This is a genomic window from Ruegeria sp. YKSF57, assembly GCF_059612585.1.
On sequence record NZ_JBXWQW010000039.1, the window covers coordinates 16,284 to 41,537 of the forward strand.

26 protein-coding genes are annotated in these 25,254 nt (G+C 59.3%); 12 read left to right on the top strand and 14 right to left on the bottom strand.

The window, feature by feature from the left end; all coding sequences use genetic code 11:
- Window positions 1–165: 165 nt before the first annotated feature.
- The 5 genes from AC2FLX_RS16130 to AC2FLX_RS16150 are packed head-to-tail and all read right to left on the bottom strand — an operon-like array spanning window position 166 to window position 3,548.
- Window positions 166–825 (bottom strand): DUF1194 domain-containing protein, encoded by a 660-nt coding sequence (locus AC2FLX_RS16130; protein WP_496809713.1) that lies wholly within the window; start codon window positions 823–825, stop codon window positions 166–168.
- 59 nt (window positions 826–884) lie between these two features.
- Window positions 885–1,913, bottom strand: a complete 1,029-nt coding sequence (locus AC2FLX_RS16135) for a MaoC family dehydratase (RefSeq protein ID WP_496809712.1) — start codon at window positions 1,911–1,913, stop codon at window positions 885–887.
- Complete coding sequence (locus tag AC2FLX_RS16140; protein ID WP_480748735.1) at window positions 1,913–2,119, bottom strand: DUF1737 domain-containing protein; 207 nt, start codon at window positions 2,117–2,119, stop codon at window positions 1,913–1,915. The genes AC2FLX_RS16135 and AC2FLX_RS16140 overlap by 1 nt, the downstream gene beginning before the upstream one ends.
- Before the next feature lie 9 nt (window positions 2,120–2,128).
- A complete protein-coding gene (locus AC2FLX_RS16145) occupies window positions 2,129–2,683 on the bottom strand; it encodes an NnrU family protein (protein ID WP_496809711.1) in 555 nt (184 codons plus the stop codon).
- Window positions 2,684–2,690: 7 nt separating this feature from the next.
- Window positions 2,691–3,548, bottom strand: a complete 858-nt coding sequence (locus tag AC2FLX_RS16150) for an HpcH/HpaI aldolase/citrate lyase family protein (protein ID WP_480748733.1) — start codon at window positions 3,546–3,548, stop codon at window positions 2,691–2,693.
- A gap of 177 nt (window positions 3,549–3,725) precedes the next feature.
- Between AC2FLX_RS16150 and AC2FLX_RS16155 the strand changes: the two genes are divergently transcribed.
- Entirely contained in the window at window positions 3,726–4,034 is a 309-nt protein-coding gene (locus AC2FLX_RS16155; RefSeq protein WP_496809710.1) for a hypothetical protein, read from the top strand.
- Here AC2FLX_RS16155 and AC2FLX_RS16160 read toward each other — a convergent pair.
- Window positions 4,031–4,786 (bottom strand): sulfite exporter TauE/SafE family protein, encoded by a 756-nt coding sequence (locus tag AC2FLX_RS16160; protein ID WP_496809709.1) that lies wholly within the window; start codon window positions 4,784–4,786, stop codon window positions 4,031–4,033. The two genes, AC2FLX_RS16155 and AC2FLX_RS16160, sit on opposite strands and share 4 nt — an antisense overlap.
- A gap of 160 nt (window positions 4,787–4,946) precedes the next feature.
- Here AC2FLX_RS16160 and mdh point away from each other — a divergent pair, with 160 nt between their 5' ends.
- Window positions 4,947–5,909 (top strand): malate dehydrogenase, encoded by a 963-nt coding sequence (gene mdh / locus AC2FLX_RS16165; RefSeq protein WP_496809708.1) that lies wholly within the window; start codon window positions 4,947–4,949, stop codon window positions 5,907–5,909.
- 110 nt (window positions 5,910–6,019) lie between these two features.
- On the opposite strand, the gene AC2FLX_RS16170 is transcribed toward mdh, so the two are convergent.
- Window positions 6,020–6,820 (bottom strand): sulfotransferase family 2 domain-containing protein, encoded by an 801-nt coding sequence (locus AC2FLX_RS16170; protein WP_496875475.1) that lies wholly within the window; start codon window positions 6,818–6,820, stop codon window positions 6,020–6,022.
- A 102-nt stretch (window positions 6,821–6,922) separates the two neighbouring features.
- Here AC2FLX_RS16170 and sucC point away from each other — a divergent pair, with 102 nt between their 5' ends.
- The 9 genes from sucC (at window position 6,923) to lpdA (ending at window position 16,990) form a co-directional block, all read left to right on the top strand.
- On the top strand, window positions 6,923–8,116 hold the full coding sequence (gene sucC / locus AC2FLX_RS16175) for an ADP-forming succinate--CoA ligase subunit beta (protein WP_480748729.1): 1,194 nt from the start codon (window positions 6,923–6,925) through the stop codon (window positions 8,114–8,116).
- A 2-nt stretch (window positions 8,117–8,118) separates the two neighbouring features.
- Entirely contained in the window at window positions 8,119–8,628 is a 510-nt protein-coding gene (locus AC2FLX_RS16180; RefSeq protein WP_496809707.1) for a hypothetical protein, read from the top strand.
- 36 nt (window positions 8,629–8,664) lie between these two features.
- Window positions 8,665–9,546 (top strand): succinate--CoA ligase subunit alpha, encoded by an 882-nt coding sequence (sucD, locus tag AC2FLX_RS16185; protein WP_496744506.1) that lies wholly within the window; start codon window positions 8,665–8,667, stop codon window positions 9,544–9,546.
- 103 nt (window positions 9,547–9,649) lie between these two features.
- A complete protein-coding gene (locus AC2FLX_RS16190) occupies window positions 9,650–10,246 on the top strand; it encodes a DUF805 domain-containing protein (RefSeq protein WP_496744508.1) in 597 nt (198 codons plus the stop codon).
- On the top strand, window positions 10,243–10,782 hold the full coding sequence (locus AC2FLX_RS16195) for a DUF805 domain-containing protein (RefSeq protein ID WP_496744510.1): 540 nt from the start codon (window positions 10,243–10,245) through the stop codon (window positions 10,780–10,782). Before AC2FLX_RS16190 ends, AC2FLX_RS16195 begins: the two co-directional genes overlap by 4 nt.
- Window positions 10,779–13,736 (top strand): 2-oxoglutarate dehydrogenase E1 component, encoded by a 2,958-nt coding sequence (locus AC2FLX_RS16200; RefSeq protein WP_496809706.1) that lies wholly within the window; start codon window positions 10,779–10,781, stop codon window positions 13,734–13,736. The genes AC2FLX_RS16195 and AC2FLX_RS16200 overlap by 4 nt, the downstream gene beginning before the upstream one ends.
- 3 nt (window positions 13,737–13,739) lie before the next feature.
- Window positions 13,740–15,257: a 2-oxoglutarate dehydrogenase complex dihydrolipoyllysine-residue succinyltransferase gene (odhB, locus tag AC2FLX_RS16205; protein WP_496744511.1), complete on the top strand. Its 1,518-nt coding sequence runs from the start codon at window positions 13,740–13,742 to the stop codon at window positions 15,255–15,257.
- Window positions 15,258–15,259: 2 nt separating this feature from the next.
- Window positions 15,260–15,529: a hypothetical protein gene (locus AC2FLX_RS16210; protein WP_480748723.1), complete on the top strand. Its 270-nt coding sequence runs from the start codon at window positions 15,260–15,262 to the stop codon at window positions 15,527–15,529.
- A 72-nt stretch (window positions 15,530–15,601) separates the two neighbouring features.
- Window positions 15,602–16,990, top strand: coding sequence for a dihydrolipoyl dehydrogenase (gene lpdA, locus AC2FLX_RS16215; RefSeq protein WP_496744513.1), 1,389 nt, complete (start codon window positions 15,602–15,604; stop codon window positions 16,988–16,990).
- Between the two features lie 56 nt (window positions 16,991–17,046).
- Here lpdA and AC2FLX_RS16220 read toward each other — a convergent pair whose 3' ends face one another.
- The 5 genes from AC2FLX_RS16220 to AC2FLX_RS16240 all read right to left on the bottom strand — a co-directional run bounded on the left by AC2FLX_RS16220 (window position 17,047) and on the right by AC2FLX_RS16240 (window position 21,084).
- On the bottom strand, window positions 17,047–18,087 hold the full coding sequence (locus tag AC2FLX_RS16220) for a sterol desaturase family protein (RefSeq protein WP_480748721.1): 1,041 nt from the start codon (window positions 18,085–18,087) through the stop codon (window positions 17,047–17,049).
- A 91-nt stretch (window positions 18,088–18,178) separates the two neighbouring features.
- Window positions 18,179–18,784, bottom strand: a complete 606-nt coding sequence (locus tag AC2FLX_RS16225; RefSeq protein WP_480748720.1) for a pyridoxamine 5'-phosphate oxidase family protein — start codon at window positions 18,782–18,784, stop codon at window positions 18,179–18,181.
- A complete protein-coding gene (locus AC2FLX_RS16230; RefSeq protein ID WP_496744516.1) occupies window positions 18,771–19,511 on the bottom strand; it encodes a lysophospholipid acyltransferase family protein in 741 nt (246 codons plus the stop codon). Before AC2FLX_RS16230 ends, AC2FLX_RS16225 begins: the two co-directional genes overlap by 14 nt.
- Window positions 19,511–20,410, bottom strand: coding sequence for a cell division protein FtsX (locus AC2FLX_RS16235; protein ID WP_480748718.1), 900 nt, complete (start codon window positions 20,408–20,410; stop codon window positions 19,511–19,513). Before AC2FLX_RS16235 ends, AC2FLX_RS16230 begins: the two co-directional genes overlap by 1 nt.
- Window positions 20,407–21,084: a cell division ATP-binding protein FtsE gene (locus AC2FLX_RS16240; RefSeq protein WP_480748717.1), complete on the bottom strand. Its 678-nt coding sequence runs from the start codon at window positions 21,082–21,084 to the stop codon at window positions 20,407–20,409. The genes AC2FLX_RS16235 and AC2FLX_RS16240 overlap by 4 nt, the downstream gene beginning before the upstream one ends.
- Before the next feature lie 183 nt (window positions 21,085–21,267).
- Between AC2FLX_RS16240 and AC2FLX_RS16245 the strand changes: the two genes are divergently transcribed.
- Window positions 21,268–22,038: a zinc-ribbon domain-containing protein gene (locus AC2FLX_RS16245; protein WP_496809705.1), complete on the top strand. Its 771-nt coding sequence runs from the start codon at window positions 21,268–21,270 to the stop codon at window positions 22,036–22,038.
- A gap of 17 nt (window positions 22,039–22,055) precedes the next feature.
- Here the strand turns inward: AC2FLX_RS16245 and AC2FLX_RS16250 are convergent, their stop codons facing one another.
- On the bottom strand, window positions 22,056–24,590 hold the full coding sequence (locus AC2FLX_RS16250) for a TIGR02302 family protein (RefSeq protein WP_496809704.1): 2,535 nt from the start codon (window positions 24,588–24,590) through the stop codon (window positions 22,056–22,058).
- A gap of 36 nt (window positions 24,591–24,626) precedes the next feature.
- On the bottom strand, window positions 24,627–25,254 hold a 628-nt coding region (locus tag AC2FLX_RS16255), incomplete at its 5' end, for a diaminopimelate decarboxylase family protein (protein ID WP_496875474.1).

Genomic DNA, 25,254 nt, shown 5'->3' on the forward strand with positions numbered 1-25,254 from the left:
TCTGTCACGCGCTGCAGGTGCAAAAAGATCAGAAAAAGCGATCAATTCTGCGGATATTGCATGTTTGTGATCACGCGGACAATCTGTGTGATCACGTTGCCCCCGCGGGAGCGGGAATGTGAGCGATATCAAGCAACCGCCATTGTGATCACGAATCTTGTCTTGTCACCGAAACGCGGTTTGTTGGGTAACTTCGCGCAGCAATTTCTTCCGGATGCGCTCGGGATAATCCCGAAAGCCCCCGGCTGTGACGACAAAAGCACCTTCGCCAATAATGACGTTTTCGTAAAAGTAAGCGGTCAAGTCTGGCTCGCTTTCCTCAATGGCAATTGCATTGACCGTAATGCCCAATTCGCGCAAACCCTCATGCGTTTTTGTCGGTTCAATCCCTTCGTTGGAAACCCCATCCCCCGAAACATCAATCAACAGCCGCGAGCAATCCCGAACTTCGGCAAAGGTCGCCATCGTCGCTTCCAGCGCCTCACCGATCGCGGTCGAAAAATTTCGCCAGATGCGGGGATCGTTTTCCACATTCCGCGCAAACGCCTCAAGGGCTTCGAAACTGTCAACGCTGGTCCAGGGGATCGTGACCTGCTGGCGGGACGCGCCTGTCCACTGGATCAGCATCAGTTGCGCCTCGGCCCGCACCAGCGCCTCGGACACTACCGGGTCGCGCAAGCCTTCGGCCAAGCCGTCCATCTGAAGGCGGTATTCCCGAGAATCAACGGAACCAGAAACATCCACAGCCAAGGCCAACGCCAGATCGCAGGCCGCCGCTGGCGGCGCCAGAACAACAGTGAAAGCAATGCAGCGCAGAACGTTCATGCCCCCAGCCTAGCACGGAAAATCCGCGTTGGGATCACATGACTGTCAGGTTCCCGATGTTACTTTGGCATAAACGCCCAATAGTCCAGATCCAACAGCACCTCGGGGCGGTATTTACCCTCGACGGTTTTCAGCGCAAACGCCTCGCCACCCTTGGTCGCCACCAGCCGCAGACGGATTGCACCAACGCCGGGCGCGCCAGTGTCCGCCTTGTCCAGAACTTCGGTCCAGGCTTTTACCGTGTCCCCGGCAAAACACGGATTGGCGTGCGCGCCGCCGTTCAGACCCACAATCATCTGGGCATTGGCCAGACCGTTGAAAGACAAGGCGCGCGCCATCGAGATGACGTGACCGCCATAAATCAGGCGGCCTTCGGGACGGAAAGTCAGGTCAAAATGCACCTTGGCGGTGTTCTGCCACAACCGGGTGGCGATCATGTGTTCGGCTTCTTCGATGGTCACGCCATCAACATGGTCGATTTTTTCCCCGACTTCATAGTCGCCCCAGCGATGCGGTTCGCCCGCCAGGTCGAAATCGTAGGTCGAGAAATCCAGCCCTTCTGGGATCACCAGCCGGTCGGCAGGCACGACCTTGTCAAGCTCCGGTACCACGGTATCCGGTGCGGGGGCGTCAAGGTTCGATTTGCGCACCATCACCCAGCGGACATATTCCATGACCACCTCGTCGCGCTGGTTCAGCCCGCGCGTGCGCACCCAAACCACCCCGGTTTTGCCGTTCGAGTTCTGCTTGAGCCCGATCACTTCGGACACAGAACGCAGCGTGTCGCCTGGCCAGACCGGTTTCAGCCAACGCCCCTCGGCATATCCCAGATTGGCGACCGCGTTCAGCGACACATCTGGTACTGTCTTGCCAAAAACCACATGGAACGCCGCCAGATCATCGATCGGGCTTTGCGGCAGACCGCAGGACTGTGCAAATGTGTCCGACGAGTAAAGCGCGTGGCGTGCTGGGTAAAGCGCGTGGTACAATGCGCGCTCCCCCCCCGATACCGTGCGTGGAACCGCGTGGATCAAGGTTTGCCCGACGGAATAATCCTCGAAAAAGCGGCCCGGGTTGGTCTTCGCCATCATTGCTGCCCCAGTTTCATTGCCGGAGAATAGTCGGCCTCGACATCCTTGGTTACTGCCTGCGCGCAACGCATGACGTTGTTTGCAGGGTCAAAGGCATAGGACGGAGACCCATGCAATTCCCACCCCTTGGCCAATGCATCCGAAACCTTGTGACAGAATGCTGACGTGTCCTCCTCGGTCAGGAGGCGATAGAGCTTCGACATGCTATTTCCTTATGTCGGGAAGGGTGACGGGCCGACGAGCCCATGAACATAGCCGATGACGACCAGCAGAACGATCGAGGCCACAAAGAACATACCGTCCTTGCCCAGCGTGCCCGGCTGCGACGGGGTCCAGTTTGGCTCTGCCCGGTTGATCGCGACAACCTCGACCATACCCCACAGGAACAGGCCACCGAACAGGATGATCGACGCAAGATCGCCGTTTACCAGCAGATGCGCCACGGCCCATGCCCGGAAACCCGCCAGCATCGGATGGCGCATTTTGTTCAGGATCAGGCCCTTGGTGCCCGCAGGGCTCATCATCCAGATCGCGATCAACACCAGCAGGTTGTTGATATGCACCATGAAGGTCGGCGGTGACCAGACATGGATGAAATCGGTCATGCGATAGCCGATGACAATCAAAACGATGGACACCAGCAGTGCTGCGGCAACCGACCCTTTGCCAGACTCGCCCATCGCGGCGCGTCGCTCGGGCATAATACGTTTGAACAGATGGGCGGCCCACCAAAGCGCCACACCCAAGATCAGAAGAACGAAGCCCATTGCCGGCCTACCCCGCTTGCAAAGTCAAAATCGCCTCTGCTTTTGCCAGAATTTCGCGGGCCGTTGCAACGTGAAGATTTTCGACGATCTTGCCATCCACCACGGCAACCCCCTGCCCCCGCGCTGTGACTTCTTCGAAAGCGGCAATCTGGCGACGGGCCAGGTCGACTTCGCTATCCGACGGAGCAAAGGCGGCGTTGGCGATATCCACCTGCGCCGGGTGGATCAGGGTCTTGCCATCAAAACCCATATCCCGGCCCTGTTCACATTCGGAGGCCAGCCCCTCGACATCCTTGAAGGCGTTGTAGACGCCGTCGATGATGATCAGGCCCTCGGCCTTGGCCGCCAGAACACACAGGCCCAGTGAGGTCATCAGGGGCGTGCGGTCAGGGCGGAAACGGGTCTGAAGCTCCTTGGCAAGGTCGTTCGTGCCCATGACGAAGCCCGCCATCAGCGGATGCGCCGCGATTTCCGCCGCGTTCAGCATGCCGCGCGGTGTTTCCATCATCGCCCAAATCGGCAGATCGCCGGTGATCGCAGCGAGCGCCTCTACATCCGCGGCGCTGTTCACCTTGGGCAACAGAACGACATCCGCCGCCATCTCGCGCACTGCTTCGGCATCGGCCCGCCCCCAAGGGGTGTCGAGGCCGTTGATTCGCACGATCCGCACCCGATCGCCATAACCGCCCGCCGCCAGAGCCGCCTTTAGAGTCTCGCGGGCGTTGTCCTTTTCATTCGCGGCAACCGCATCCTCGAGATCAAAGATGATGGCATCGACAGGCAAGGTTCTGGCCTTTTCCAGAGCCCGCTCCCGGGATCCCGGAATGTAAAGTACTGAGCGATAGGGGCGCAGGCGTTGATCCATGGTTTTCCCTCAAGAAATAAAGTTGCGCAAAACTGCCCCCTTTTTTCCGGAAAGTTCAAGAGCTAAAACGCCGCATTGCAGCATTATCGCCGCGTAGCAACGCAACGCGCGCGCATTTCATCACTCTGTCAGTCTCTCTGACGCAGCCTTTCCTTACAAACATGCAAGGGTGATGCGATGAACAAGATAGCACTGGCGATGAGCTTTGGAATACTGGCGCTGGCGGCTCAGCAGTTGCAGGCACAGGGGCAAGACTGTGCGCCGCGTGAAGCGGTTCTGGAAAGACTTGCGGAAACCTTTGGTGAAACCCGTCGAGGGATCGGGTTGGCCCAGCAGGGGGTGGTGATGGAGGTTTTTGCCTCGGACGAGACCGGCTCCTGGACAATCACCGTCACGTTGCCCAACGGTGTGACGTGTCTGGTGGCATCGGGTCAATCTTATGAAGCCCTGGCCGACAACCTGCCCGCATCCGGACAGGACGCCTAGGTCAGGGCGTCCCAGATCAATTTGCATCCCGTGACCATCAACAAAACATAGGCGATGCCGAAGAACACCCGCTCGGACACCATCCAATGCGCGCGGACGCCAAGCCATGCGCCCAGCAACGCGAAAGGGGCCAACAGCAGATCCGCCACTGCGGTCTGGAGTGTGAACATCCCAAGAAAAGCATACGGGACGAATTTGGCAATGTTGATGGCCCAGAAAACAAGAACTGTCGTCGCCTGAAACTGCGTCTTCGAAAGCCGTTGTGACAGCAGATAGACGGCCGCAGGCGGGCCTCCGGCATGGCTGACAAAGCTGGTGAACCCGGCAACCACGCCCGACAGCAACCCGACCGAAGCAGGCAGCCGGTTGGCAAGTGATGGCGCCCAACCCCGCGACTGGCCAAGGTGCCATATCACGAAAAGTACCGAAATCCCGCCGATCAGCAGGCGCAGCACATCTGCATCGGTGACCTGATACAGGCAGGCCCCAAATGCGACGCCGGGCAGGCCTCCGAGGATCAGCAACCTGGCATCTGGCAGACTCCACCGCTTCCAATAGGGACGCAAGGTCGCCAGATCGATCAACATCAAAAGCGGCAGCATCAGCGCAAGCGCTTGACCCGGTTCCAGTATCAGCGCCAGAATCGAGGCTGATGCAAAGGCCACGCCTGAACCGAAACCGCCCTTGGAAATGCCTGCAAAGACCACCGCCGGGATCGCAACGACGAAAAACAAGACGTTGATTTCCAACACGTCAGCGCCCCCGAAACCCCTGTTCCCCAAGTCCTTTAGCGCAATCAGAAGGCCGTGCGCAATCTGTATGCGGTCGCATGCCGCGTTGTAGAACCCTTGCGCGATGCCGTTTTAACGACTAGCAAAACCGCGATTTCAAACCCGACCGGAGATATTCCAAATGGCCAGACCCAAGATCGCGCTGATCGGCGCAGGTCAGATCGGCGGCACGCTCGCCCACCTCGTCGCACTGAAAGAACTCGGCGACGTCGTTCTCTTTGACATTGCCGAGGGTATCCCCGAAGGCAAGGCATTGGACATCGCTGAATCCGGCCCGGCCGAAGGATTCGACGCCAAACTCAAAGGTACCCAGTCCTACGAGGATATCGCAGGCGCGGACGTCTGCATCGTCACCGCCGGTGTGCCCCGCAAGCCGGGCATGAGCCGCGACGACCTGCTGGGCATCAACCTCAAGGTCATGAAATCGGTTGGCGAAGGCATCGCCGCCAATGCGCCCGAGGCATTCGTGATCTGCATCACCAACCCGCTCGACGCTATGGTCTGGGCGCTGCGCGAGTTCTCGGGCCTGCCCCACAACAAGGTCTGCGGCATGGCCGGGGTGCTGGATTCGGCCCGCTTCCGCCACTTCCTGGCGGAAGAGTTCAACGTGTCGATGAAAGACGTGACCGCATTTGTTCTGGGCGGCCACGGTGACACGATGGTGCCTTCGGTGCGCTATTCGACTGTCGCCGGCATTCCGCTGCCCGATCTGGTTGAAATGGGCTGGACCACGCAAGAGCGCCTTGATGCCATCGTGCAGCGCACCCGCGACGGTGGCGCCGAGATCGTCGGCCTGCTGAAGACTGGTTCGGCCTACTATGCGCCCGCCACCAGCGCCATCGAAATGGCCGAAGCTTACCTCAAGGACCAAAAACGCGTCCTGCCCTGTGCCGCCTATTGCGATGGCGAACTGGGCGTGAGCGGCATGTATGTCGGTGTTCCGACCGTGATCGGCGCAGGCGGCATCGAGAAGATCGTGAACATCAAGCTCAACGCTGTCGAACAGGAAGGCTTCGACAATTCGGTCAACGCCGTCAAGGGCTTGATCGAAGCGTGCAAGGGCATCGACGGCTCGCTGGCCTGACGAGTCGCATTCCGCAAAATCAGGATCGGCTCGTATCGGGCCGATCCTTTGCTGATGTCACCACCCGCAATCGGCGACATTGCAAGGCCGCACGACCCGGCCGGGTGATATTAGAGTCGGTTTTCAGCTTCTTGCTGGCGTTCCCACGTTTCGATCATACGGTAGTCAACAGCATAGAAGCGTTCGATGTCCCCCCGGATCGCGTCCGATACCGCAACCTTCAGTTTCGCCGATCTGTTTTCCCAGATACCGTGGTCGGCCGGTTCGGTGCCGGTTGCCTCGTCAACCCAATCAAATACCTGCGCCAAACCATCCTCGAACCTGAACAGCTTTGTATCAGGCACGACGAAGTCGGCCTGAGGTTTGATATGGTTGTCGAACGTGTATTCATCCCGTCCATACCGGTCAAAAGCCGCCTTGACCCAATCATCAAAGGGCTTCGGGTTCGCCTTGCCTGCGGCACGGTATCTATACTCGCTGACTATCCGGGACACCGGGTCGCGGAATACGGCAAAGGAGTGATCATAAAACTCGCGCGGAACCAATTTGGAGTGAATATGCGAATCCATGTGCTGAGCAACCGTGGCTGACCATCCCATTCTACGACCATGCCGCAGGGCAAGCGGGCCTTTCAGCGCCAGATATCTCTCAATGCTGGTCCCACCCGTTTTGGGAATGTGCACAAAAAACAGTATAGATTGAGATATCCGCGCAAGAGGCATGATCCACCAGTATGAAGCTCCGGCCTTGGAATCCGGCCTTGTTTGTCTCACCCCGACATTGCACAGGTCGGGACCTCTCTCAACACCATCGTTTGCAAGACAGCCAAGCCGAGTCGCACAGAGCGCTGTTTCCCAAGCCAACCATTTCCGTATGTGATCACACCTAAAAAACCTGTGATCACAAAACATAAAAATCTTCGTGAAAATCCCCCATTTCGGCAAAAAACCCTTTAAATCCGGATGCCGAACACGCCTATATCGGTGAAATCGCAGTCACACGGGACAGTTTCGATGAACATTCACGAATACCAAGCCAAGGCTCTTCTTCGCAGTTACGGTGCGCCGGTTTCCGACGGGCGTGTCGTTCTGCGCGCGGAAGAGGCGAAAACCGCCGCCGGTGCGCTCGACGGCCCGATGTGGGTGGTAAAAGCCCAGATTCACGCAGGCGGGCGCGGCAAAGGGCACTTCAAAGAATCCGACGCCGGCGAAAAGGGGGGCGTGCGCCTGACCAAGTCGGTCGAGGAAGCTGCCGAGGAAGCCAAGAAGATGCTGGGCCGCACTCTGGTGACGCATCAGACCGGCCCGGTCGGCAAGCAGGTGAACCGCATCTATATCGAGGACGGCTCGGGCATTCAGACAGAGATGTACCTGGCCCTGCTGGTGGACCGTGGCACCAGCCGCATTTCCTTTGTCTGCTCGACCGAGGGCGGTATGGACATCGAAGAGGTCGCCGCCGAGACACCTGAAAAGATCCTGTCCTTCTCGGTCGACCCGGCAACCGGCTATCAACCCTATCATGGACGCCGCATCGCATTCATGCTGGGCCTCGAAGGCAAACAGGTGAAACAGTGTGTCGCGCTGATGGGTACGCTGTACAAGATGTTCGTCGACAAAGACATGGAGATGCTGGAAATCAACCCGCTGATCGTGACCGACGCGGGCGATCTGAAATGCCTCGACGCAAAGATGGGCTTTGACGGCAACGCTGTCTATCGCCACCCCGACATCGCCGAACTGCGCGACACGACCGAGGAAGACCCCAAGGAACTGGAAGCCTCCAAGTACGACCTCAACTACATCGCGCTGGATGGTGAGATCGGCTGCATGGTTAATGGTGCCGGTCTGGCCATGGCCACCATGGACATCATCAAGCTGTACGGGGCCGAGCCTGCCAACTTCCTCGACGTGGGCGGCGGTGCGACCAAAGAGAAAGTGACCGAGGCGTTCAAGATCATCACCTCGGACCCGAACGTCAAAGGCATTCTGGTCAACATCTTCGGCGGCATCATGCGCTGTGACGTCATCGCCGAGGGCGTTGTCGCCGCGGTGAAAGAGGTCGGCCTGCAGGTTCCGCTGGTCGTGCGTCTGGAAGGCACGAATGTCGAGAAAGGCAAAGAGATCATCAACACCTCTGGCCTGGACGTGATCGCGGCGGACAACCTGAAAGACGGTGCCGAGAAGATCGTTAAGGCGGTGAAGGGTTAACGATGCAAAGAGCTATACTAGGAATCATAGCCAGCGCGTTTCTCGTGGGCTGCACGGACACCTCCCTTTCCACTTCTGGTGGCGGGAGCACACGCTCCCAAACGCAAGTGGTTTCTTACGAAGACGCAGTAAATGCGTTCATAGAAGCCTGCGTAAAGACAGCAGCTTCGCCGAACTCTGCCCCCCAAGCTTTCGAGGCCCTTGGCTTTGGTAAAAAAGAAAATCGTAACGGCGGCTACGACTTTCAATCCCCTTATGCGACTGCACAGGTTTCACTCAGAGCCGGTGTCGGCAAGACAACTGAATTGGGCCAATGTCAGGTAATTCCGAACGGTGGAAACTTCCAAACATCCGCTGCATTGCTTTCACAGCAGATTTCCAAACCATCGTTCAGAGCAAAAAGAGTTCCAGGGAACACGTCATGGTTTCTTGGGAACACCGGCACAATCGCGATCGTTTCTTTCAACAAAGGGATGATGGCCAGAACGCAACGGTTGGCGTCCTCTCAATAACGCTAAGCTGGAAATTACATAAAGGAGACTCCTCAAATGGCAGTCCTCATCGACGAAAATACCAAAGTGATCTGTCAGGGCTTTACCGGCTCGCAGGGCACATTCCACTCTGAACAGGCCATCGCCTATGGCACCAAGATGGTCGGCGGTGTGACTCCCGGCAAAGGCGGGATGGAGCATCTGGGCCTGCCCGTGTTCAACTCGGTCCACGAAGCCAAGCATGTGACCGAAGCCAATGCCAGCGTGATCTATGTGCCGCCGCCCTTTGCGGCTGACTCGATCCTCGAAGCGATTGATGCCGAGATGGAAGTGATCGTCTGCATCACCGAAGGCATCCCGGTTCTGGACATGATGAAGGTGAAGCGCGCGCTGGAAGGCAGCAAGTCGCGCCTGATCGGGCCGAACTGCCCCGGTGTCATCACGCCTGACGCCTGCAAGATCGGCATCATGCCCGGCCACATTCACAAACGCGGGAGCGTGGGTGTCGTTTCCCGCTCGGGTACGCTTACTTATGAAGCTGTGAAACAGACAACTGACGTAGGACTGGGCCAATCCACCTGTGTGGGCATTGGCGGCGACCCGATCAAGGGCACCGAACATATCGACGTGCTGGAATGGTTCCTGGCCGATGACGAAACCACTTCGATCATCATGATCGGCGAAATCGGCGGCTCGGCCGAGGAGGAAGCCGCACAGTTCCTGGCAGATGAGGCCAGGAAGGGCCGCAAAAAGCCGGTCGCCGGTTTCATCGCAGGCCGCACGGCCCCTCCGGGCCGCCGCATGGGCCACGCGGGCGCGATTGTCGCCGGTGGCAAGGGCGGTGCCGAGGACAAGATCGAAGCCATGCGCTCGGCCGGTATCGTCGTGGCCGAAAGCCCGGCGCAGCTGGGTGAGGCTGTGCTGGAAGCGATTGGGTAAGTGACCAATAGCTGGGCATATACTCTGAGAGTAGCGCTCAGATTTCAGGGTGGACGGTCAACGTCCGCCCTGCTTGACGTTAAGATGCGTCCAAGGAAATCTAATGACTATCGTTGAAGCCACGCGCACTTGTTTCTCAAAGTACTTTATCTTCTCGGGAAGAGCCTCTCGGCCTGAATTCTGGAAATTTGTGTTATTTTTGCTACTTTTATATGTTGTGGCGACAGTTGCAAACTCCGTACTTTTTGGACCAACAGTCACCCAGAGCTTTCAGGTTTCAGTGAACTCTAGTGGTGAGCAGACTCAAGGCCTCGTGACGCATCACTCTTACAACGGTGGATGGATAGGGCTTGTGGTCCAATTGGTCACTGCAATACCGCTTCTTGCTGTGGCTTGGCGCCGAATGCGCGACACGGGTCGCGGAGGGTGGTACGTTCTATTTCCCATTCCCGCATTTGCTATTTCGATTTTAATTTTTTTCCTGACTTCGCAGCCTGTTGCAATTGATCAAAGTTCGATTCCGGCAGAGTTCGAAATAGGAGAGACAGTGCGTTTGCCGCAAAGTGCTGCACTGTTTCTAGTTGCTTGGCTCATCGCCGTTGCCAGCATGATTTGCGTGATCGTCTGGCTGGCGCGCCAATCGGAACCAAATCGCAACCGGTTTGATCCCCCGATTGACGACGAAGAGGTCGTGACATGACCTTCTCCGACGCCATCCGCACCTGTTTCTCCAAGTTCTTCACCTTCTCGGGTCGTGCCTCGCGGCCCGAATACTGGTTCTTTTTCCTGTTCATCATGATCTGGAACATGATCGCCGGGATCATCGACTGGCAGTTCTTCACTCAGGTTGTAGTGACTGAAACCGAGACTTCCAAATCCGTCACGGCCATCTCAACAGGTCCGGTGCAGACCATGGTCAGCTTGATCATCTTTTTCCCGCATCTGGCCGTCGTGTGGCGACGCATGCATGATACCGGACGCAGTGGGCTTTATGCTTTGCTGCCAATCCTGCTGATCCTCGGTGCGCTGGCCGTTCTGGTTTTTGGTATCGGCCTAGCCAGCCAGTTCCACGGCGGCACGCTGGATATCCTGTTCACGCGGGCAACCCTGCTCATCGTTCTTCCGACACTACTGGTTCTGGTGGTGTCACCACTCCTGGTCCTGTGGTGGTTGACCCGCCCCAGCCAGCCAGGCACCAATCAATACGGTCCCAACCCATATGAGGTAGCCCCATGACCGAACATACGCCCAACGACGTCTTTCACGCCTCCAGTTTCATGCAGGGGCACAATGCGGAATATCTGGAGCAGCTCTATGCCCAATACGCCAACGACCCCGGTGCCGTGGACGCGGCCTGGGGCGAGTTCTTTCGTCAGATGGGCGACGCCGATCTGGACGTGAAGAAAGAGGCGCAAGGCCCCTCCTGGGCGCGCACAGACTGGCCGCCGATGCCTGCCGACGACCTGACCGGCGCGTTGACGGGCGAATGGGCCGAGATCGACGCCAAGGCGGCGGGCAACAAGATCAAGGACAAGGCCGTCGCCACCGGCGTTGAGGTCAGCGAAGACCAGATCAAACGTGCGGTGCTGGATTCGATCCGGGCGCTGATGCTGATCCGGGCCTATCGCATCCGGGGCCATCTGGTGGCTGATCTGGACCCGCTGGGCATGCGCGCCAACACCCCGCATCCCGAGCTTGATCCCAAGACCTATGGGTTCACAGATGCCGACATGGACCGGCCGATTTTCATCGACAACGTACTGGGCCTGCAAATGGCCTCGATGCGGCAGATCGTTGAAATCGTAAAGCGTACCTATTGCGGCACCTTCGCGATGCAGTACATGCATATATCCGACCCGGCGCAGGCCGCATGGCTGAAAGAGCGGATCGAAGGGTATGGCAAGGAAATCTCGTTCACCCGCGAAGGGCGCAAGGCCATCCTCAACAAGATGGTCGAAGCCGAAGGGTTCGAAAAATTCCTGCACGTCAAATACATGGGCACCAAGCGGTTCGGTCTGGACGGCGGCGAAAGCCTGATCCCGGCGATGGAGCAGATCATCAAGCGTGGTGGTGCCCTTGGCCTCAGCGACATCGTCATCGGCATGCCGCACCGTGGCCGCCTGAACATTCTGGCCAACGTGATGGGCAAGCCCTATCGCGCGATCTTCAACGAATTCCAGGGCGGCAGTTTCAAGCCCGAGGACGTCGACGGCTCGGGCGACGTGAAATACCATCTGGGCGCGTCCAGCGACCGCGAGTTCGACGGCAACACCGTACACCTGTCGCTGACCGCCAACCCCTCGCACCTCGAGGCGGTGAACCCGGTGGTTCTGGGCAAGGTCCGCGCCAAACAGGATCAATTGGGCGATGTCGATCGCACCAAGGTCATGGGCATATTGCTGCACGGCGATGCCGCCTTTGCCGGTCAGGGGGTCGTGGCCGAGGGCTTCGGCCTTTCCGGGCTCAAGGGGCACCGAACCGGTGGCACCATGCATATCATCGTCAACAACCAGATCGGGTTCACCACCGCGCCCCACTTCTCGCGCTCCAGCCCCTATCCGACCGACATCGCGCTGATGGTCGAGGCGCCGATCTTTCACGTCAACGGCGACGACCCCGAGGCGGTTGTGCATGCGGCCAAGGTGGCGACCGAGTTCCGGCAAAAATTCCACAAGGACGTGGTCATCGACATCTTCTGCTATCGCCGGTTCGGTCACAACGAGGGCGACGAGCCCATGTTCACCAACCCGATCATGTACAAGAAGATCAAGACGCATAAGACCACTCTCAGCCTTTACACAGAGCGGCTGGTCAAGGACGGCCTGATCCCCGAGGGCGAGATCGAGGACATGAAGGCCGCCTTCCAGGCGCATCTGAACGACGAGTTTGAATCGGGCAAAGATTACAAACCCAACAAGGCCGACTGGCTGGATGGGCGCTGGTCGCATCTGGACAAGAACAAGGATGACTATGTCCGTGGCGAAACGGCCATTTCCCCAGAAACTCTTGCCGAGGTCGGCGCGGCGCTGACCCGTGCGCCCGAAGGTTACGCGCTACACAAGACAGTCGGGCGTCTTCTGGAAGCCAAGGCGCAGATGTTCGAGACCGGCAAGGGGTTCGACTGGGCCACCGGCGAGGCGCTGGCATTCGGCTCGTTGCTGACCGAGGGCTACCCGGTACGTCTGGCCGGTCAGGATGCAACGCGCGGCACCTTCAGCCAGCGCCATTCGGGCTTCATCCACCAGGAAACCGAAGAACGTTATTACCCGCTGAACAACATCCGGACGGGACAGGCGCAATACGATGTGATCGACTCGATGCTCAGCGAATACGCCGTGCTGGGCTTCGAGTATGGCTATTCGCTGGCCGAACCCAACGCGCTGGTCCTGTGGGAGGCCCAGTTCGGCGATTTCGCAAACGGTGCGCAAATCATGTTCGACCAGTTCATCAGCTCAGGCGAAAGCAAATGGCTGCGCATGTCCGGTCTGGTCTGCCTGCTGCCACACGGCTTCGAGGGTCAAGGCCCCGAACACTCGTCCGCGCGGCTCGAGCGGTATCTGCAGATGTGCGGCCAGGACAACTGGATCGTGGCCAACTGCACCACGCCCGCGAACTATTTCCACATCCTGCGCCGCCAGTTGCACCGCACCTTCCGCAAACCGCTGATCCTGGTGACGCCGAAATCCCTGTTGCGCCACAAGCTGGCGATCAGCGAAGCCGAGGATTTCACCACCGGTTCCAGCTTTCACCGGGTGCTGTGGGATGACGCGCAAAAAGGCAACTCGGACACCAAACTGGTCGCCGACGACAAGATCAAGCGGGTTGTCATGTGTTCGGGCAAGGTCTATTTCGACCTGCTGGAAGAGCGCGACGCGCGCGGCATCGACGACGTTTATCTGATGCGGATCGAACAGTTCTATCCCTTCCCCGCCCATTCGCTGATCAACGAACTGGAGCGGTTCAAGCAGGCCGAAATGGTCTGGTGCCAGGAAGAACCCAAGAACCAGGGCGCATGGACCTTTATTGAACCCAATATCGAATGGGTCCTGACCCGCATTGGCGCGAAACACCCCCGACCGGCCTATGTGGGCCGCGCAACCTCGGCCTCGCCCGCGACCGGTCTGGCCAGCCAACACAAAGCCCAACAAGAGGCGCTCGTGAACGAAGCGCTGAGCATCGAAGGAAAGTAAGCGATGACGATTGAAGTTCGAGTACCCACGCTTGGCGAATCCGTGACCGAAGCCACCGTTGCCACCTGGTTCAAGAAACCTGGCGATGCCGTGGCAGTGGACGAGATGCTGTGCGAACTGGAAACCGACAAGGTGACCGTCGAAGTACCGTCGCCCTCGGCCGGCGTGTTGGGAGAGATCGTGGCCGCCGAAGGCGAAACCGTTGGCGTGAACGCCCTGCTGGCGACCCTTGCGTCCGGCGAAGGGGCGGCCCCGGCGCCTGCCGCGGCGGCAGAACCCGCAGAGGCCCCTGCAGCTTCGGGTGGCGGCGTTGATGTGATGGTGCCGACGCTGGGTGAATCCGTGACCGAGGCGACGGTTTCCACCTGGTTCAAGAAGGTCGGCGATACCGTCGCACAGGATGAAATGCTGTGCGAACTGGAAACCGACAAGGTGTCGGTCGAGGTTCCTGCCCCTACCTCGGGTGTGCTTGCAGAGATTGTTGCTCCCGAAGGCTCCACCGTCGAAGCCTCGGCCAAGCTGGCGGTAATCTCCAGCGCGGCCTCGGGCACATCGCGCGCACCCGCCGCCCCGGCAGCAGCAGTCACCCCGGCGGTTGCGACAAGCGGATCAAAGGACGTGGCCAACGCGCCTTCGGCCGAAAAAGCCATGTCCGAGGCCGGATTGACCGCCGGTCAGGTTCAGGGAACCGGCCGTGACGGACGCATAATGAAAGAGGATGTGGCCCGTGCGGTGGCAGCGGCCGCCGCCCCGGCGCCTGCGGCGGACGCACCTGCTCCGGCGGCACCAGCCCCACGCGCGCCTGTGGCCGCCGAGGATGCGGTGCGCGAAGAACGCGTGCGCATGACCCGTCTGCGCCAGACCATCGCCAAGCGCCTGAAGGACGCCCAGAACACCGCCGCGATCCTGACCACCTATAATGAGGTGGACATGACCGAAGTGATGGCCCTGCGGAACCAGTATAAAGACGAGTTCGAAAAGAAACACGGCGCACGCTTGGGCTTCATGTCCTTTTTCACCAAGGCGTGTTGCCATGCCCTGAAAGAAGTGCCGGAAGTGAACGCCGAAATCGACGGCAACGACATCGTCTACAAGAACTATGTTCATATGGGCGTGGCTGCAGGCACGCCGCAGGGTCTGGTGGTGCCGGTGATCCGGGACGCTGATACCATGTCCTTCGCCGCCATCGAAAAGGCAATTGCCGAAAAGGGCAAGCGCGCCCGCGACGGCAAGCTGAGCATGGCCGAGATGCAGGGCGGCACCTTTACCATCTCGAACGGTGGCGTCTATGGCTCGCTGATGTCCTCGCCCATTCTGAATCCCCCACAATCGGGCATTCTGGGCATGCACAAGATCCAGGACCGCCCAATGGTGATCAATGGTGAGATCAAGATCCGCCCGATGATGTATCTGGCCCTGTCCTATGACCACCGGATCGTCGACGGCAAGGGCGCGGTGACCTTCCTTGTGCGGGTGAAGGAGGCGCTGGAGGACCCGCGCCGCTTGCTGATGGATCTGTAATCATGGCAACGCACGTACTCTGGCAGGCGGATGTCGCCAATTTCGACGCCTGGCTCAAGGTGTTCCGCGAGGACAAGGCGATGCGCAAATCGGCGGGCATCCGTGACCTGCATGTCTGGCGCGACCCCGAACAAAAGGATCATGCGGTCGCTTTGTTCGAGGTCACCAATCTGGACAAGGCCAGGGCTTTCTTCGAGTCCGAGGAACTGGCCATGCACCACGAACGGGGCGGCATCGCGCATATCACGGTCAAGCTGTTGGAACCGGTTTGAATTTTCACGCAGCGGCCCGCCTTGGCGTGCCGCGCGAACACCGGGAGCACCCGGTCGAATTAGGAGAATGTAATGGCAAACTATGACGTCATCGTAATCGGCGCCGGACCCGGCGGATATGTCTGCGCAATCCGCTGCGCGCAGCTGGGGCTGAAAACCGCCGTGGTCGAAGGACGTGAAACCCTCGGCGGCACGTGCCTGAACGTTGGCTGCATCCCCTCCAAGGCGCTCTTGCACGCCAGTCACAGCCTGCACGAGGCGCAGCACAACTTCGCCAAGATGGGGCTGAAGGGCAAAAGCCCGTCCGTCGACTGGAAACAGATGCTGGCCTACAAGCAAGAGGTCATCGACGGCAATACAAAAGGCATCGAGTTCCTGTTCAAGAAGAACAAGATCGACTGGCTGAAAGGCTGGGGCAGCATTCCCGAGGCCGGCAAGGTCAAGGTTGGCGACGACGTTCACGAAGCCAGGAACATCATCATCGCATCCGGGTCCGAGCCGTCTTCGCTGCCAGGTGTCGAGGTGGATGAAAAGGTCGTCGTGACCTCGACCGGCGCGCTGGAACTGGGCAAGATCCCGAAAAAGATGGTGGTGATAGGCGCAGGTGTAATTGGGCTGGAACTCGGCTCGGTCTATCAGCGTCTGGGGGCCGAGGTCACGGTGATCGAATTCCTCAACGTGGTCACCCCGGGCATGGATGGCGAGATCCAGAAAACCTTCCAGCGCACGCTCAAGAAACAGGGGCTGAAATTCGTCATGGGCGCCGCGGTACAAAAGACCGAAGCCACCAAGACCAAGGCCAAGGTTACCTACAAGCTGCGAAAGGATGACAGCGAGCATGTCATCGAGGCCGACACCGTGCTGGTCGCGACCGGGCGCAAACCCTTTACCGAGGGACTGGGGCTCGACACACTGGGCATCGAAATGACGCCGCGCGGCCAGATCAAGGTGGGCAAGGACTGGCAGACCAACATCAAGGGCATCTACGCCATTGGCGACGCCATCGAAGGCCCGATGCTGGCGCACAAGGCCGAGGATGAAGGCATGGCCGCCGCCGAGCAGGTTGCGGGCAAGCATGGGCACGTCAACTATGGCGTCATTCCGGGCGTGATCTATACCACCCCCGAGGTCGCCAGCGTCGGCGAAACCGAAGAAACGCTCAAGGAACAGGGTCGCGCCTATAAGGTCGGCAAGTTCATGTTCATGGGCAATGGCCGCGCCAAGGCGAACTTTGCCAGCGACGGGTTCGTAAAAATCCTTGCCGACAAGGAAACCGACCGAATCCTCGGCGCCCATATCATGGGACCGGCGGCCGGTGAATTGATCCACGAGGTCTGCGTCGCGATGGAATTCGGCGCATCCGCCGAGGATCTGGCGCTGACCTGCCACGCGCACCCGACCTATTCAGAAGCCGTGCGCGAGGCCGCCCTTGCCTGCGGCGACGGGCCTATACATAGCTGAACCTGACCTTTGGCGACCCGTGTTGCACCGGGTCGCCTGCACCGGCCAGACAACAACTATTCGGCAGGGTGCCGATCTGCCTGATCCGAACCGGCAGTTTGTCGTTTCTTGCGGTTCATGACACGCCAGGCATCTTTGAACGGCACGAAATAAAGCTTCATACACGTGTCCAACTCGTGCCCGCGATCCTTGTCGGTGACCCCGAATTTCACATCTCTGTTGTCTTCGGGCATCACATAGGTGCCGAACAGAACATCCCAGACCGGAAACATGAAAGCGAAGTTCTTGTCGAGATGATCGGGATGACAACTGTGGTGCACGTGATGGTGCGCCGGTGACGGGAACACTTTCGACCACACTCCGGGCCACCGCAGCCAGATATGAGAATGGCGCAGATTGTACCCCACGATATTGAAAAGGAACATCAAAAGCGGCACACCCAGCAATGTTGGCAGGCTCGGTGTATAGCCCAAAAAGTTGAAACAGAACCCGGTAACAGCACCACTGCCCAAACCAATCGCGATCTTGTAGAAAAAGTTGTCAACCGGATGTTCGCGAAAATTGGACAGCGGGTGCATGACCTCGGCACTGTGATGCACCTTGTGGAACTGCCACAAGACCGGAATCTTGTGCTGAAGGTAATGAATGTAGAAGCCGATGAAATCCACAACCAGAAAAAACACCGTCATATAGACGATGGTTGCCGCAACGCCTTTCCATCCCTCAAGCGGCTGGACGGCGGTCGGGTCCAGTGCGTTCACATCACCGATTGTCCAGTGATACGCCATGGCCGCCGCTCCGGCGAACAGCCCAAGCATCAGGAAATGCCCGATCAACTGGTGAAAGAAAAAGTACCGGACATCCAGCCAGGCCGAAGGGTGATTCCAGACCTTTTTTGGAAAAAGAAACCTTAGAAAGCTACGTTCGCCCTCGACTTCCAAAGTGGTCCGCCGCTTCAAAGTATAGACCAGAAACGCAATCAGGGCGGAACTCGCCAGATAGACGAAATAGATGCGGTTGCCTGGATCCAAAGGAAACAGGGCGACGTTACCTGCATGGTCCAGAAATGACCCCAGAAAGGATTTCAACTGCTGCATCGACGCCTCTGGTTTTTGTTAGTCTATCCATGATCTTCAAATTGTCCACCAGCGTGAAATTCAAGTGACCAATTCAAGGCGACACGCGCAGCTACCAAAGTGTTCGCTCTGCCCGCGTTTTCCATGCGGAATCGTAGGGTGTGCCCCCCTCCTCGCCGTTTGTCATTTCGGCCAGGATGTCACCCATGGTCGGCAACGCGCCGCTTTCGTCGCCGCCAGTCCAGGTTCTCGCGCGCATCAGGGCGCGGGCGCACTGGGTATATATTTCACTAATTTCGATAACGATGACTGTCGCAGGCAGGATTCCCTTCTTTTCGAACCGCGCCCGCAGCGCCTCATCCGAGGTCACGCGAGCATGGCCGTTCACGCGCACCACGTTGTTCGAACCGGGAACCAGAAACATCAGCGACACGCGCGGGTCCGTTACGATGTTGCGCAACGAATCCAAACGGTTGTTGCCGCGCCAATCGGGCATCGCCAGCGTACCGGGGTCCAATTCCATTGCCACCGGGCCGTCATCCCCACGCGGACTGCCATCGGTTCCATCCAGGCCCACCGTACTGAGCACACACAGGCGCGAAGCCATGATCCACTTGCGATAAAGCGGCGTCATCTGGCGCGCCACCTTTCGCAGCGACGGAGCGGCGGGAGTGCCGTAAAGCGCCTCGAGCGCCGCAATATCCTCAATGAACTCCATCTGGATCAAACCCCACTTCGCGCATCAATGCGTTCGACCGGCTTTCGATGGCCTCTTCCAGCTGAGCCATGAAATCACCACGTTCGACACCGGGTTGGATCGGAGTGAGAAACTCCACGATCGCATGGCCAGGTTTGCGCAGGATGCCCGTGCGCGGCCAGAACACACCCACATTGGTCGCCGCAGGCACGCAAGGATTGTTCAGTCCCTCATACAGCACCGCCGTACCCACCTTGTAGGGCTTGTGCACGCCAGGTGCCACGCGGGTGCCCTGCGGATAGATGATCAGCTGCCCGGGCTCTTCGAACTCTTTGGCGACATCCTTGACCATCCTGGCAATTGCGGCACCCTTCTTTCCCCGGTTTACCGGAATGCAACCCAGCCTTTTTGCATAAAGGCCGATCACTGGCGTCCACAGCAACTCGCGTTTCATGATGAATTTTGCATGTGGAACCGCGTCGAAGATCAGCAGGATGTCGAAAAAGGACTGGTGCTTGGCGGCGATCATCACCTCACCGGTCGGCACCATGCCACGCACTTCGCCGCGCAAACCCACCATCCAGCGCGACATCCAGATTGTCGAACGCGCATAGAGCTTGCAGGCCCTCAACGCCCCTCTTTTTGAGAACAGGGCATAAGGCGAAAAGAGAATGCCCAGAATCCCCATCCAGGCATAGATCACGATCACAAAGATCAAAGAGCGAAGCCATTGGAACGCAAATGCCACTACGAAAGCTCCTTCAACCTGCGATGCGCCGCGGCCCAGGTGGCGACAAAGGCGACAATCGCCCCCATAAGCGGGATCAGCAAGGGCAATAACCAGTCAACCCCACGAAAGCCCAGACCCGTAAGAAACCCACCGGCATCGGAGGCATCGGGCAAAAGCAGCACACCACTAATGCCCAGAAGAACACCGGCAGTCGATCCGATCAAGGCGCGAACAGCGAAGCGGCGCACGAAAGCACCCGCGATGAACCGGTCGCGGGCCCCGATCAGACGCAGGACCTCGATCACCTGAGCATTGGCCGAAAGCGCCGCATTTGCCGCCAGCGTGATCATCGCTGCGGTCGCCCCGCCGATCAGCAAAACGGAAATCAGCGCAAGCCGACGCAGCGCATTTGCCGCATCCACCAGGGGTTCCCGCCAGCGTGTGTGATCGTCCAGCACGGCGCCGGGCACTTCAGCGCTGAGCCTCAGGCGCAATCCGGCCGCATCATAGCCGTTTTCGTCCTTCAGTATCTCTATCAGTTGTGGAACCGGCAGGCTATCCAGCGGCAGGTCAGGCCCGAACCAGGGTGACAACAGCGCGGTTTGTTCCTCGGCCGACAATGCCCGCGCCGAGCCGACGCCGGGCGTCTGCCGCAGCACTTTCAGCGCCATTTCGGTCTGCGCTGCTCGTTGCTCTGACGGAGCGTTGATGCGCAGAGTGGCTGCACTCGCCAGTTCCGAAGCCCAGCGGTCGGCCAGCCGCCCGGCCGCCAGCGACAACGCCAGCGCGAACACCGCCAGAAAGGCCATTGCGGCAGAGACAAACACCGTCAGCCTCGCGGTAATGCCGGTCGGCGGTACAACGCGGTCAGCGCGCTTGTCGCCGCGCAGCATGTTTCGGATCGTTCCCTTGCTCACAGATCCGCCCCCGCAAGTTGCAGTCGTCGTTTGGAAATCCGCAATACGCGCGCCTGAATCTGTTTCTTTGCCGCGCGGATCAGGCTCAGATCGTGGGTCGCGATGACCACGGTCTTGCCCATCCGGTTCAGCTCGACCAACAGGTGCAGCAATCGTTGGGACATGTCCCAATCGACGTTGCCGGTTGGCTCATCAGCCAGCACCACGTCGGGAGACATGATTACCGCCCGCGCCAGGGCCACCCGCTGCCGCTCACCTCCCGACAGCTCCGGAGGATGGGCATCCGCGTGTTCCCCCAACCCGACCCAATGCAGCAATTCGCGCAAGTTGGTTTCGTCTGCCTTAGGATCCCGACCGGACACCAGCAACGGAAGCGAGACATTCTCGCTTACCGACAAATGATCCAGAAACCGGCAGTCCTGATGCACCACGCCGACCCGCCTGCGCAAGACCGCCATCTGATCGCGGTCCAGATTGCGGATGTTCTGTCCGAAAACGCTCAATGACCCGGCGGTCGGAATTAGCGCCCCATAGCAAAGTTTCAGAAATGTCGTTTTCCCCGAACCGGAAGGGCCGGTCAGAAAATGAAACGAGCCCGGCGATAGCTGCACGGAAACTTCGCGCAGTAATTCGCGGCCACCGTAGCCGTAGCTTACATCTTCAAGCTCGATCAAGACCCGCTCCCGTTAATATTTTGGCCTTCTTGCCTCAGGCAGGTGTTGGTTTCAATGCCCGTACCGGTTAGGATTTGGTTCAGTTGCGGAATGAATCTGAAAACGCCCTTTGCCTACAGGTTGTAAATGACTATCATTCAGCAAAAAACCACACACACGCCACGAGCAAGGCCTGGAGGCAGTATGCGTCTTACATGTCCGAAATGCAGTGCCAAATATGAGGTGCCGGACGAGGTTATCCCGACCAACGGTCGTGACGTGCAATGCTCGAATTGCGACGAGATCTGGTTTCAGAATCATCCGGATCATCCTAGGGTTGAAATCCCCGGTGGCTCACCGGAACCGGCGAGACAGGAACCCTCGGCCCCATCGCCGGTAGAAACCGCCTTGCGAGAGACCAAAGAACCAGTTCCCGAAAAGCCCCAGGCGCCGCAAGCCGAACGAAGTGCTACGGCCACTACTGAACCCGAGCCAAAGCGTGAGCGCAGCCTGGACCCTGCCGTCGCCGACATCCTCCGGCAAGAGGCGGCTCGGGAATCAGAGCTTCGCGCCAAAGAGGCCGAGGCGCTGGAAACTCAGACAGAACTTGGGCTTGAAACAACTTTCAGCAGCCGACCGCCAAAAACCGAATCGAAAAAACCTGCACCCCCGATGCCACGCAGCAGCGCGTTGCCTGATGTCGAGGAAATCAATTCATCGCTCCGCAGCAGTGAAAGCGACAGAACCAGCGGAACAACCTCTGGGACAGGCACCAGCAACCGTGGGTCAACGGGTTTCTTACGCGGCTTTGCCCTGATTGTCATTCTGGGTGTGGGGATGATGATGGTCTATGGCAACGCCAGACAGATATCACAATCCATTCCCCAAGCCGACCCAATGTTGCAGGCTTATGTGACCATGGTCGATCAGGCACGCATCTGGCTTGAGGGCAAGGCCGCAGCCATTCAGCCCTGAGCCCCCTCAATCCGAGCTCAGAATCGTTCCAGCAACCGCTTGAGATAGTCCAGTTCGATTTTCGGACGATCGGTTTCCCCGCTGCGTCTGCGGATCTCATCCAGCAGCTCACGGGCGCGGCGATAGACGTCATCACCGTGCAGCAGGTTGTCTTCGGTCGAAATCGATCCACCCGCGCCCTGATTGCGCCCCAGTGGATCCCGTCTGCGGGCCTGCATCTCGCCAGCTTCGGTGCCTTGGCCCGGCTGGCCCTGCTGTTCCTGCGCCAATGCCTCACCCAAGGCTCGCATGCCCTCGCGCAATGCGTCGATTGCCTCGGACTGGTTGTCGATCGCATCGGCCAACTCATCGTTTCGCAGCGCCTCTTCGGCCCCTTCCATCGCGCGCCCGGCGCGCCCCAGCGCATCCCGCGCCTCGTCACCTTCGGGGGTCCCAAGGCCTGGCAGATTCTGCTCTTGCCGACGCAATTCATCGCGCAAGGCCTGCTGCCGGTCTGCCAGCGAACCCTGACCCGGCTGACCTTCTCCGGCCTGGTCACCCTGCCCCTGACCACCTTGGCCTTCGTGGCTTTGACCACGCCCCTGCCCGCCTGACCGGCCCTGATTGTTCTGGCTTTCGCCGGACTGGGCGCCGGGGTTGAACTGCTCCTGCAAATCACGGAACGCCTGATCGCTCAGCCCCTGTTGGTTGCGCAGGGTCTCTGCCAGCCCCTCCATCGCCTGCTGCCCCTCGGATTGTCCGTTTTGGCCCTGACTTTGCGTGACGCGCATGTTTTCCATCATCTGCTGGAATTCCTGCAACGCCTGCTGCGCCTCGGCCATGCGGCCCTGTTCCATCAACTCCTGAATGCGATCCATCATGCGTTGCAGGTCATCCTGCGTCATCTGCATGGTTTCGCCATTTTGACCTTGTGGAGGTTGAGTGCCATCCTGTTGCGCCTGCCGCTGCAACTGACGCAGATAGTCATCCGTGGCCTCGCGCAGTTCTTGCATCAATTCCGCAATTTCCTGATCAGACGCGCCGTTTTTCATCGCTTCCGACAAACGCTCCTGTGCGCGGCGCATCCGCTCCAGCGCATCGCTCAGCGTACCTTCCTCGATGAGGATCGCCAGATCCCACAATGCCTGTGCAATCTCGGCCTGCTGCTCGGGCTGCAAGCCGAACTTGGTAAAGGTTTCGAGCCGCCGCAGAACCACCCGCAAACGCAGATAGGCAGTCTCGGAACGGAAAATATCCTCGGGCCGGTGTGAGATCGCACGCAATAATTGCGCCACCCGCGTGGCATTGGACTTTGCCCACAACAAATCCCGCCGTTGTTCGATCACCGCTGCCGCCAACGGATCGAAAAAGCGGCGGGCGGGCAGATCGGTCGAATATGGCACGGCAGTGGTTTGCTGTTCTGATGCATCCTGCGCCGAAAGTGTGATCTTCACCGGCAGATGGGCCCAAGGATGTTGCGAGAAGTCTTCGATCAGGTCTTCTTCGAAATCGCTGCGATCCCCGGCTATCGGCAAGGGCAACTGCACCGTTATCCTGTCCCGTGGTTCGGGATCGGCGCTCAATCCGTATCGGCGGTCGACCGCGGCCAGATCAAGCTCGATCACGGCCTCACCGCCAGTGACGCCAAAATCATCCTTGGCGGCAAAAGGCAGGATCATCTGCCCGCCGGCTTCCGACTCGGCAGCGCCCGACACCTTGATCCAGGGGGCCCGGTCCGGCACCACGTCGATGACCCATTCCCGGCCACCCGGCCCCTCAACCTTCAAAACACCGGATCGGTTCGAAAGAAACTCCTGTTCGGGTTCGCTTGCATCCTGCGTCCCCGTCTCCGACACCGTCTCGGTCAAAGACAGCACTCCGACCTGCCCGTAAAACCGCAATGTCACGCGGCTTCCTTCGGGCACTTCGACTGCTTCCTTCGGCAGATCAGCCAGATAGAGCGTCGGCCGCCCGGTATAGCGCGGCGGCTCGATCCAGCCTTCCCAGGTCGGCCCTTGCGCCGCCGTCGCCGCGCCCGGCGTCATTTCGGCGATCGAGCCGGCACGCCAAAGCGACCCGAACAGCACCGCAACCACCAGAGCCACCAGCGCCGAGTATCTTAGGGCATAGGGGTCGCGCGCGGCCAGATTCAGATCAGGCCTGACCGGCGCCGCCCGCGACGCGCGTGCTGCCATCCTCTCCTGATGGGCACGCCACAACACGACCGAAGCCCGATCAAGCGTCCCGATCGCCTGATCATCCAAAAGCGCCTGAATCGGGCGGCCCGGAAGCGTTTCGTCCAACCGGCTTAGGACATCGACGTATCGCGGCCAGCAAAACCGCCTGATCCCCAGTACCAGCGCAACCAACAAGCCCAGACCGGCAATCGCAGCCGCGACCCACACCGTCTCGGTCGATACGAGGTCATGAATACCCAGCATCAGAAACGCAAGCGCGGCCATCACGATGGAAATCGCCGGCCAGAACGACCGCAACACCTGTTCGGCCACCATGCCCCCGCGCGTCAGCCACAGGGTCAGTCTGGGAACCGGTAATGGAGTTCTGGCGTTCACGACGGGCCTCCTGCCAGGGCCCGCGCGGTCATCGCGTCAAAGCCACTCGGGTATGGTATCGCGGTTTATGATTTCGTCAAAGGTCGGACGCGCACGAATAACCGCGAATTGATCCCCATTGACCATAACCTCCGGGATCAATGGGCGCGTGTTGTACTCGCTCGCCATCACCGCCCCATAAGCCCCGGCGCTGCGAAACGCGATCAGGTCGCCCGGAGACAGCGGCGGAAGATCGCGTTGCTTGGCAAATGTATCGCCGGTTTCGCAGACTGGCCCGACGATGTCATATCGCTGTTTTTCCAAACCCGGCTCAGGCTCCGACACCGGATCGATATCGTGATGCGCCTCGTACATCGCGGGGCGGATCAAATCGTTCATTGCGCCGTCGATGATCAGGAAATCGCGCCCCTCTCCGGACTTCACATAGATGACCTTGCTGACCATCAACCCGGCATTGCCCGCGATCAGGCGACCGGGCTCGATCTCGATCTCACAACCCAGATGGCCCAGTTTTTCCTTGATCAGCGCGCCGTATTCCAACGGCAGCGGCGGTGCCGCGTTCGAACGGGTATAGGGAATGCCAAGCCCGCCGCCCAGGTCCAGCCGCCGGATATCATGCCCCTCGCCGCGCAGGCGCTCGGTCAGCTCTGCCACTTTCTGATAG

Excerpts from the sequence above, each read along its gene's own strand:
- AC2FLX_RS16195 (WP_496744510.1), top strand. The coding sequence starts at position 10,243 with ATGACCTTCTCCGACGCCATCCGCACCTGTTTCTCCAAGTTCTTCACC.
- AC2FLX_RS16245 (WP_496809705.1), top strand. The coding sequence starts at position 21,268 with ATGCGTCTTACATGTCCGAAATGCAGTGCCAAATATGAGGTGCCGGAC.
- AC2FLX_RS16200 (WP_496809706.1), top strand. The coding sequence starts at position 10,779 with ATGACCGAACATACGCCCAACGACGTCTTTCACGCCTCCAGTTTCATG.
- sucD (WP_496744506.1), top strand. The coding sequence starts at position 8,665 with ATGGCAGTCCTCATCGACGAAAATACCAAAGTGATCTGTCAGGGCTTT.
- AC2FLX_RS16210 (WP_480748723.1), top strand. The coding sequence starts at position 15,260 with ATGGCAACGCACGTACTCTGGCAGGCGGATGTCGCCAATTTCGACGCC.
- AC2FLX_RS16220 (WP_480748721.1), bottom strand. The coding sequence starts at position 18,087 with ATGCAGCAGTTGAAATCCTTTCTGGGGTCATTTCTGGACCATGCAGGT.
- AC2FLX_RS16155 (WP_496809710.1), top strand. The coding sequence starts at position 3,726 with ATGAACAAGATAGCACTGGCGATGAGCTTTGGAATACTGGCGCTGGCG.
- AC2FLX_RS16225 (WP_480748720.1), bottom strand. The coding sequence starts at position 18,784 with ATGGAGTTCATTGAGGATATTGCGGCGCTCGAGGCGCTTTACGGCACT.
- AC2FLX_RS16150 (WP_480748733.1), bottom strand. The coding sequence starts at position 3,548 with ATGGATCAACGCCTGCGCCCCTATCGCTCAGTACTTTACATTCCGGGA.
- AC2FLX_RS16140 (WP_480748735.1), bottom strand. The coding sequence starts at position 2,119 with ATGTCGAAGCTCTATCGCCTCCTGACCGAGGAGGACACGTCAGCATTC.
- sucC (WP_480748729.1), top strand. The coding sequence starts at position 6,923 with ATGAACATTCACGAATACCAAGCCAAGGCTCTTCTTCGCAGTTACGGT.
- AC2FLX_RS16135 (WP_496809712.1), bottom strand. The coding sequence starts at position 1,913 with ATGGCGAAGACCAACCCGGGCCGCTTTTTCGAGGATTATTCCGTCGGG.
- mdh (WP_496809708.1), top strand. The coding sequence starts at position 4,947 with ATGGCCAGACCCAAGATCGCGCTGATCGGCGCAGGTCAGATCGGCGGC.
- lpdA (WP_496744513.1), top strand. The coding sequence starts at position 15,602 with ATGGCAAACTATGACGTCATCGTAATCGGCGCCGGACCCGGCGGATAT.
- AC2FLX_RS16130 (WP_496809713.1), bottom strand. The coding sequence starts at position 825 with ATGAACGTTCTGCGCTGCATTGCTTTCACTGTTGTTCTGGCGCCGCCA.
- AC2FLX_RS16180 (WP_496809707.1), top strand. The coding sequence starts at position 8,119 with ATGCAAAGAGCTATACTAGGAATCATAGCCAGCGCGTTTCTCGTGGGC.
- AC2FLX_RS16145 (WP_496809711.1), bottom strand. The coding sequence starts at position 2,683 with ATGGGCTTCGTTCTTCTGATCTTGGGTGTGGCGCTTTGGTGGGCCGCC.
- AC2FLX_RS16190 (WP_496744508.1), top strand. The coding sequence starts at position 9,650 with ATGACTATCGTTGAAGCCACGCGCACTTGTTTCTCAAAGTACTTTATC.
- AC2FLX_RS16170 (WP_496875475.1), bottom strand. The coding sequence starts at position 6,820 with ATGTTTTGTGATCACAGGTTTTTTAGGTGTGATCACATACGGAAATGG.
- odhB (WP_496744511.1), top strand. The coding sequence starts at position 13,740 with ATGACGATTGAAGTTCGAGTACCCACGCTTGGCGAATCCGTGACCGAA.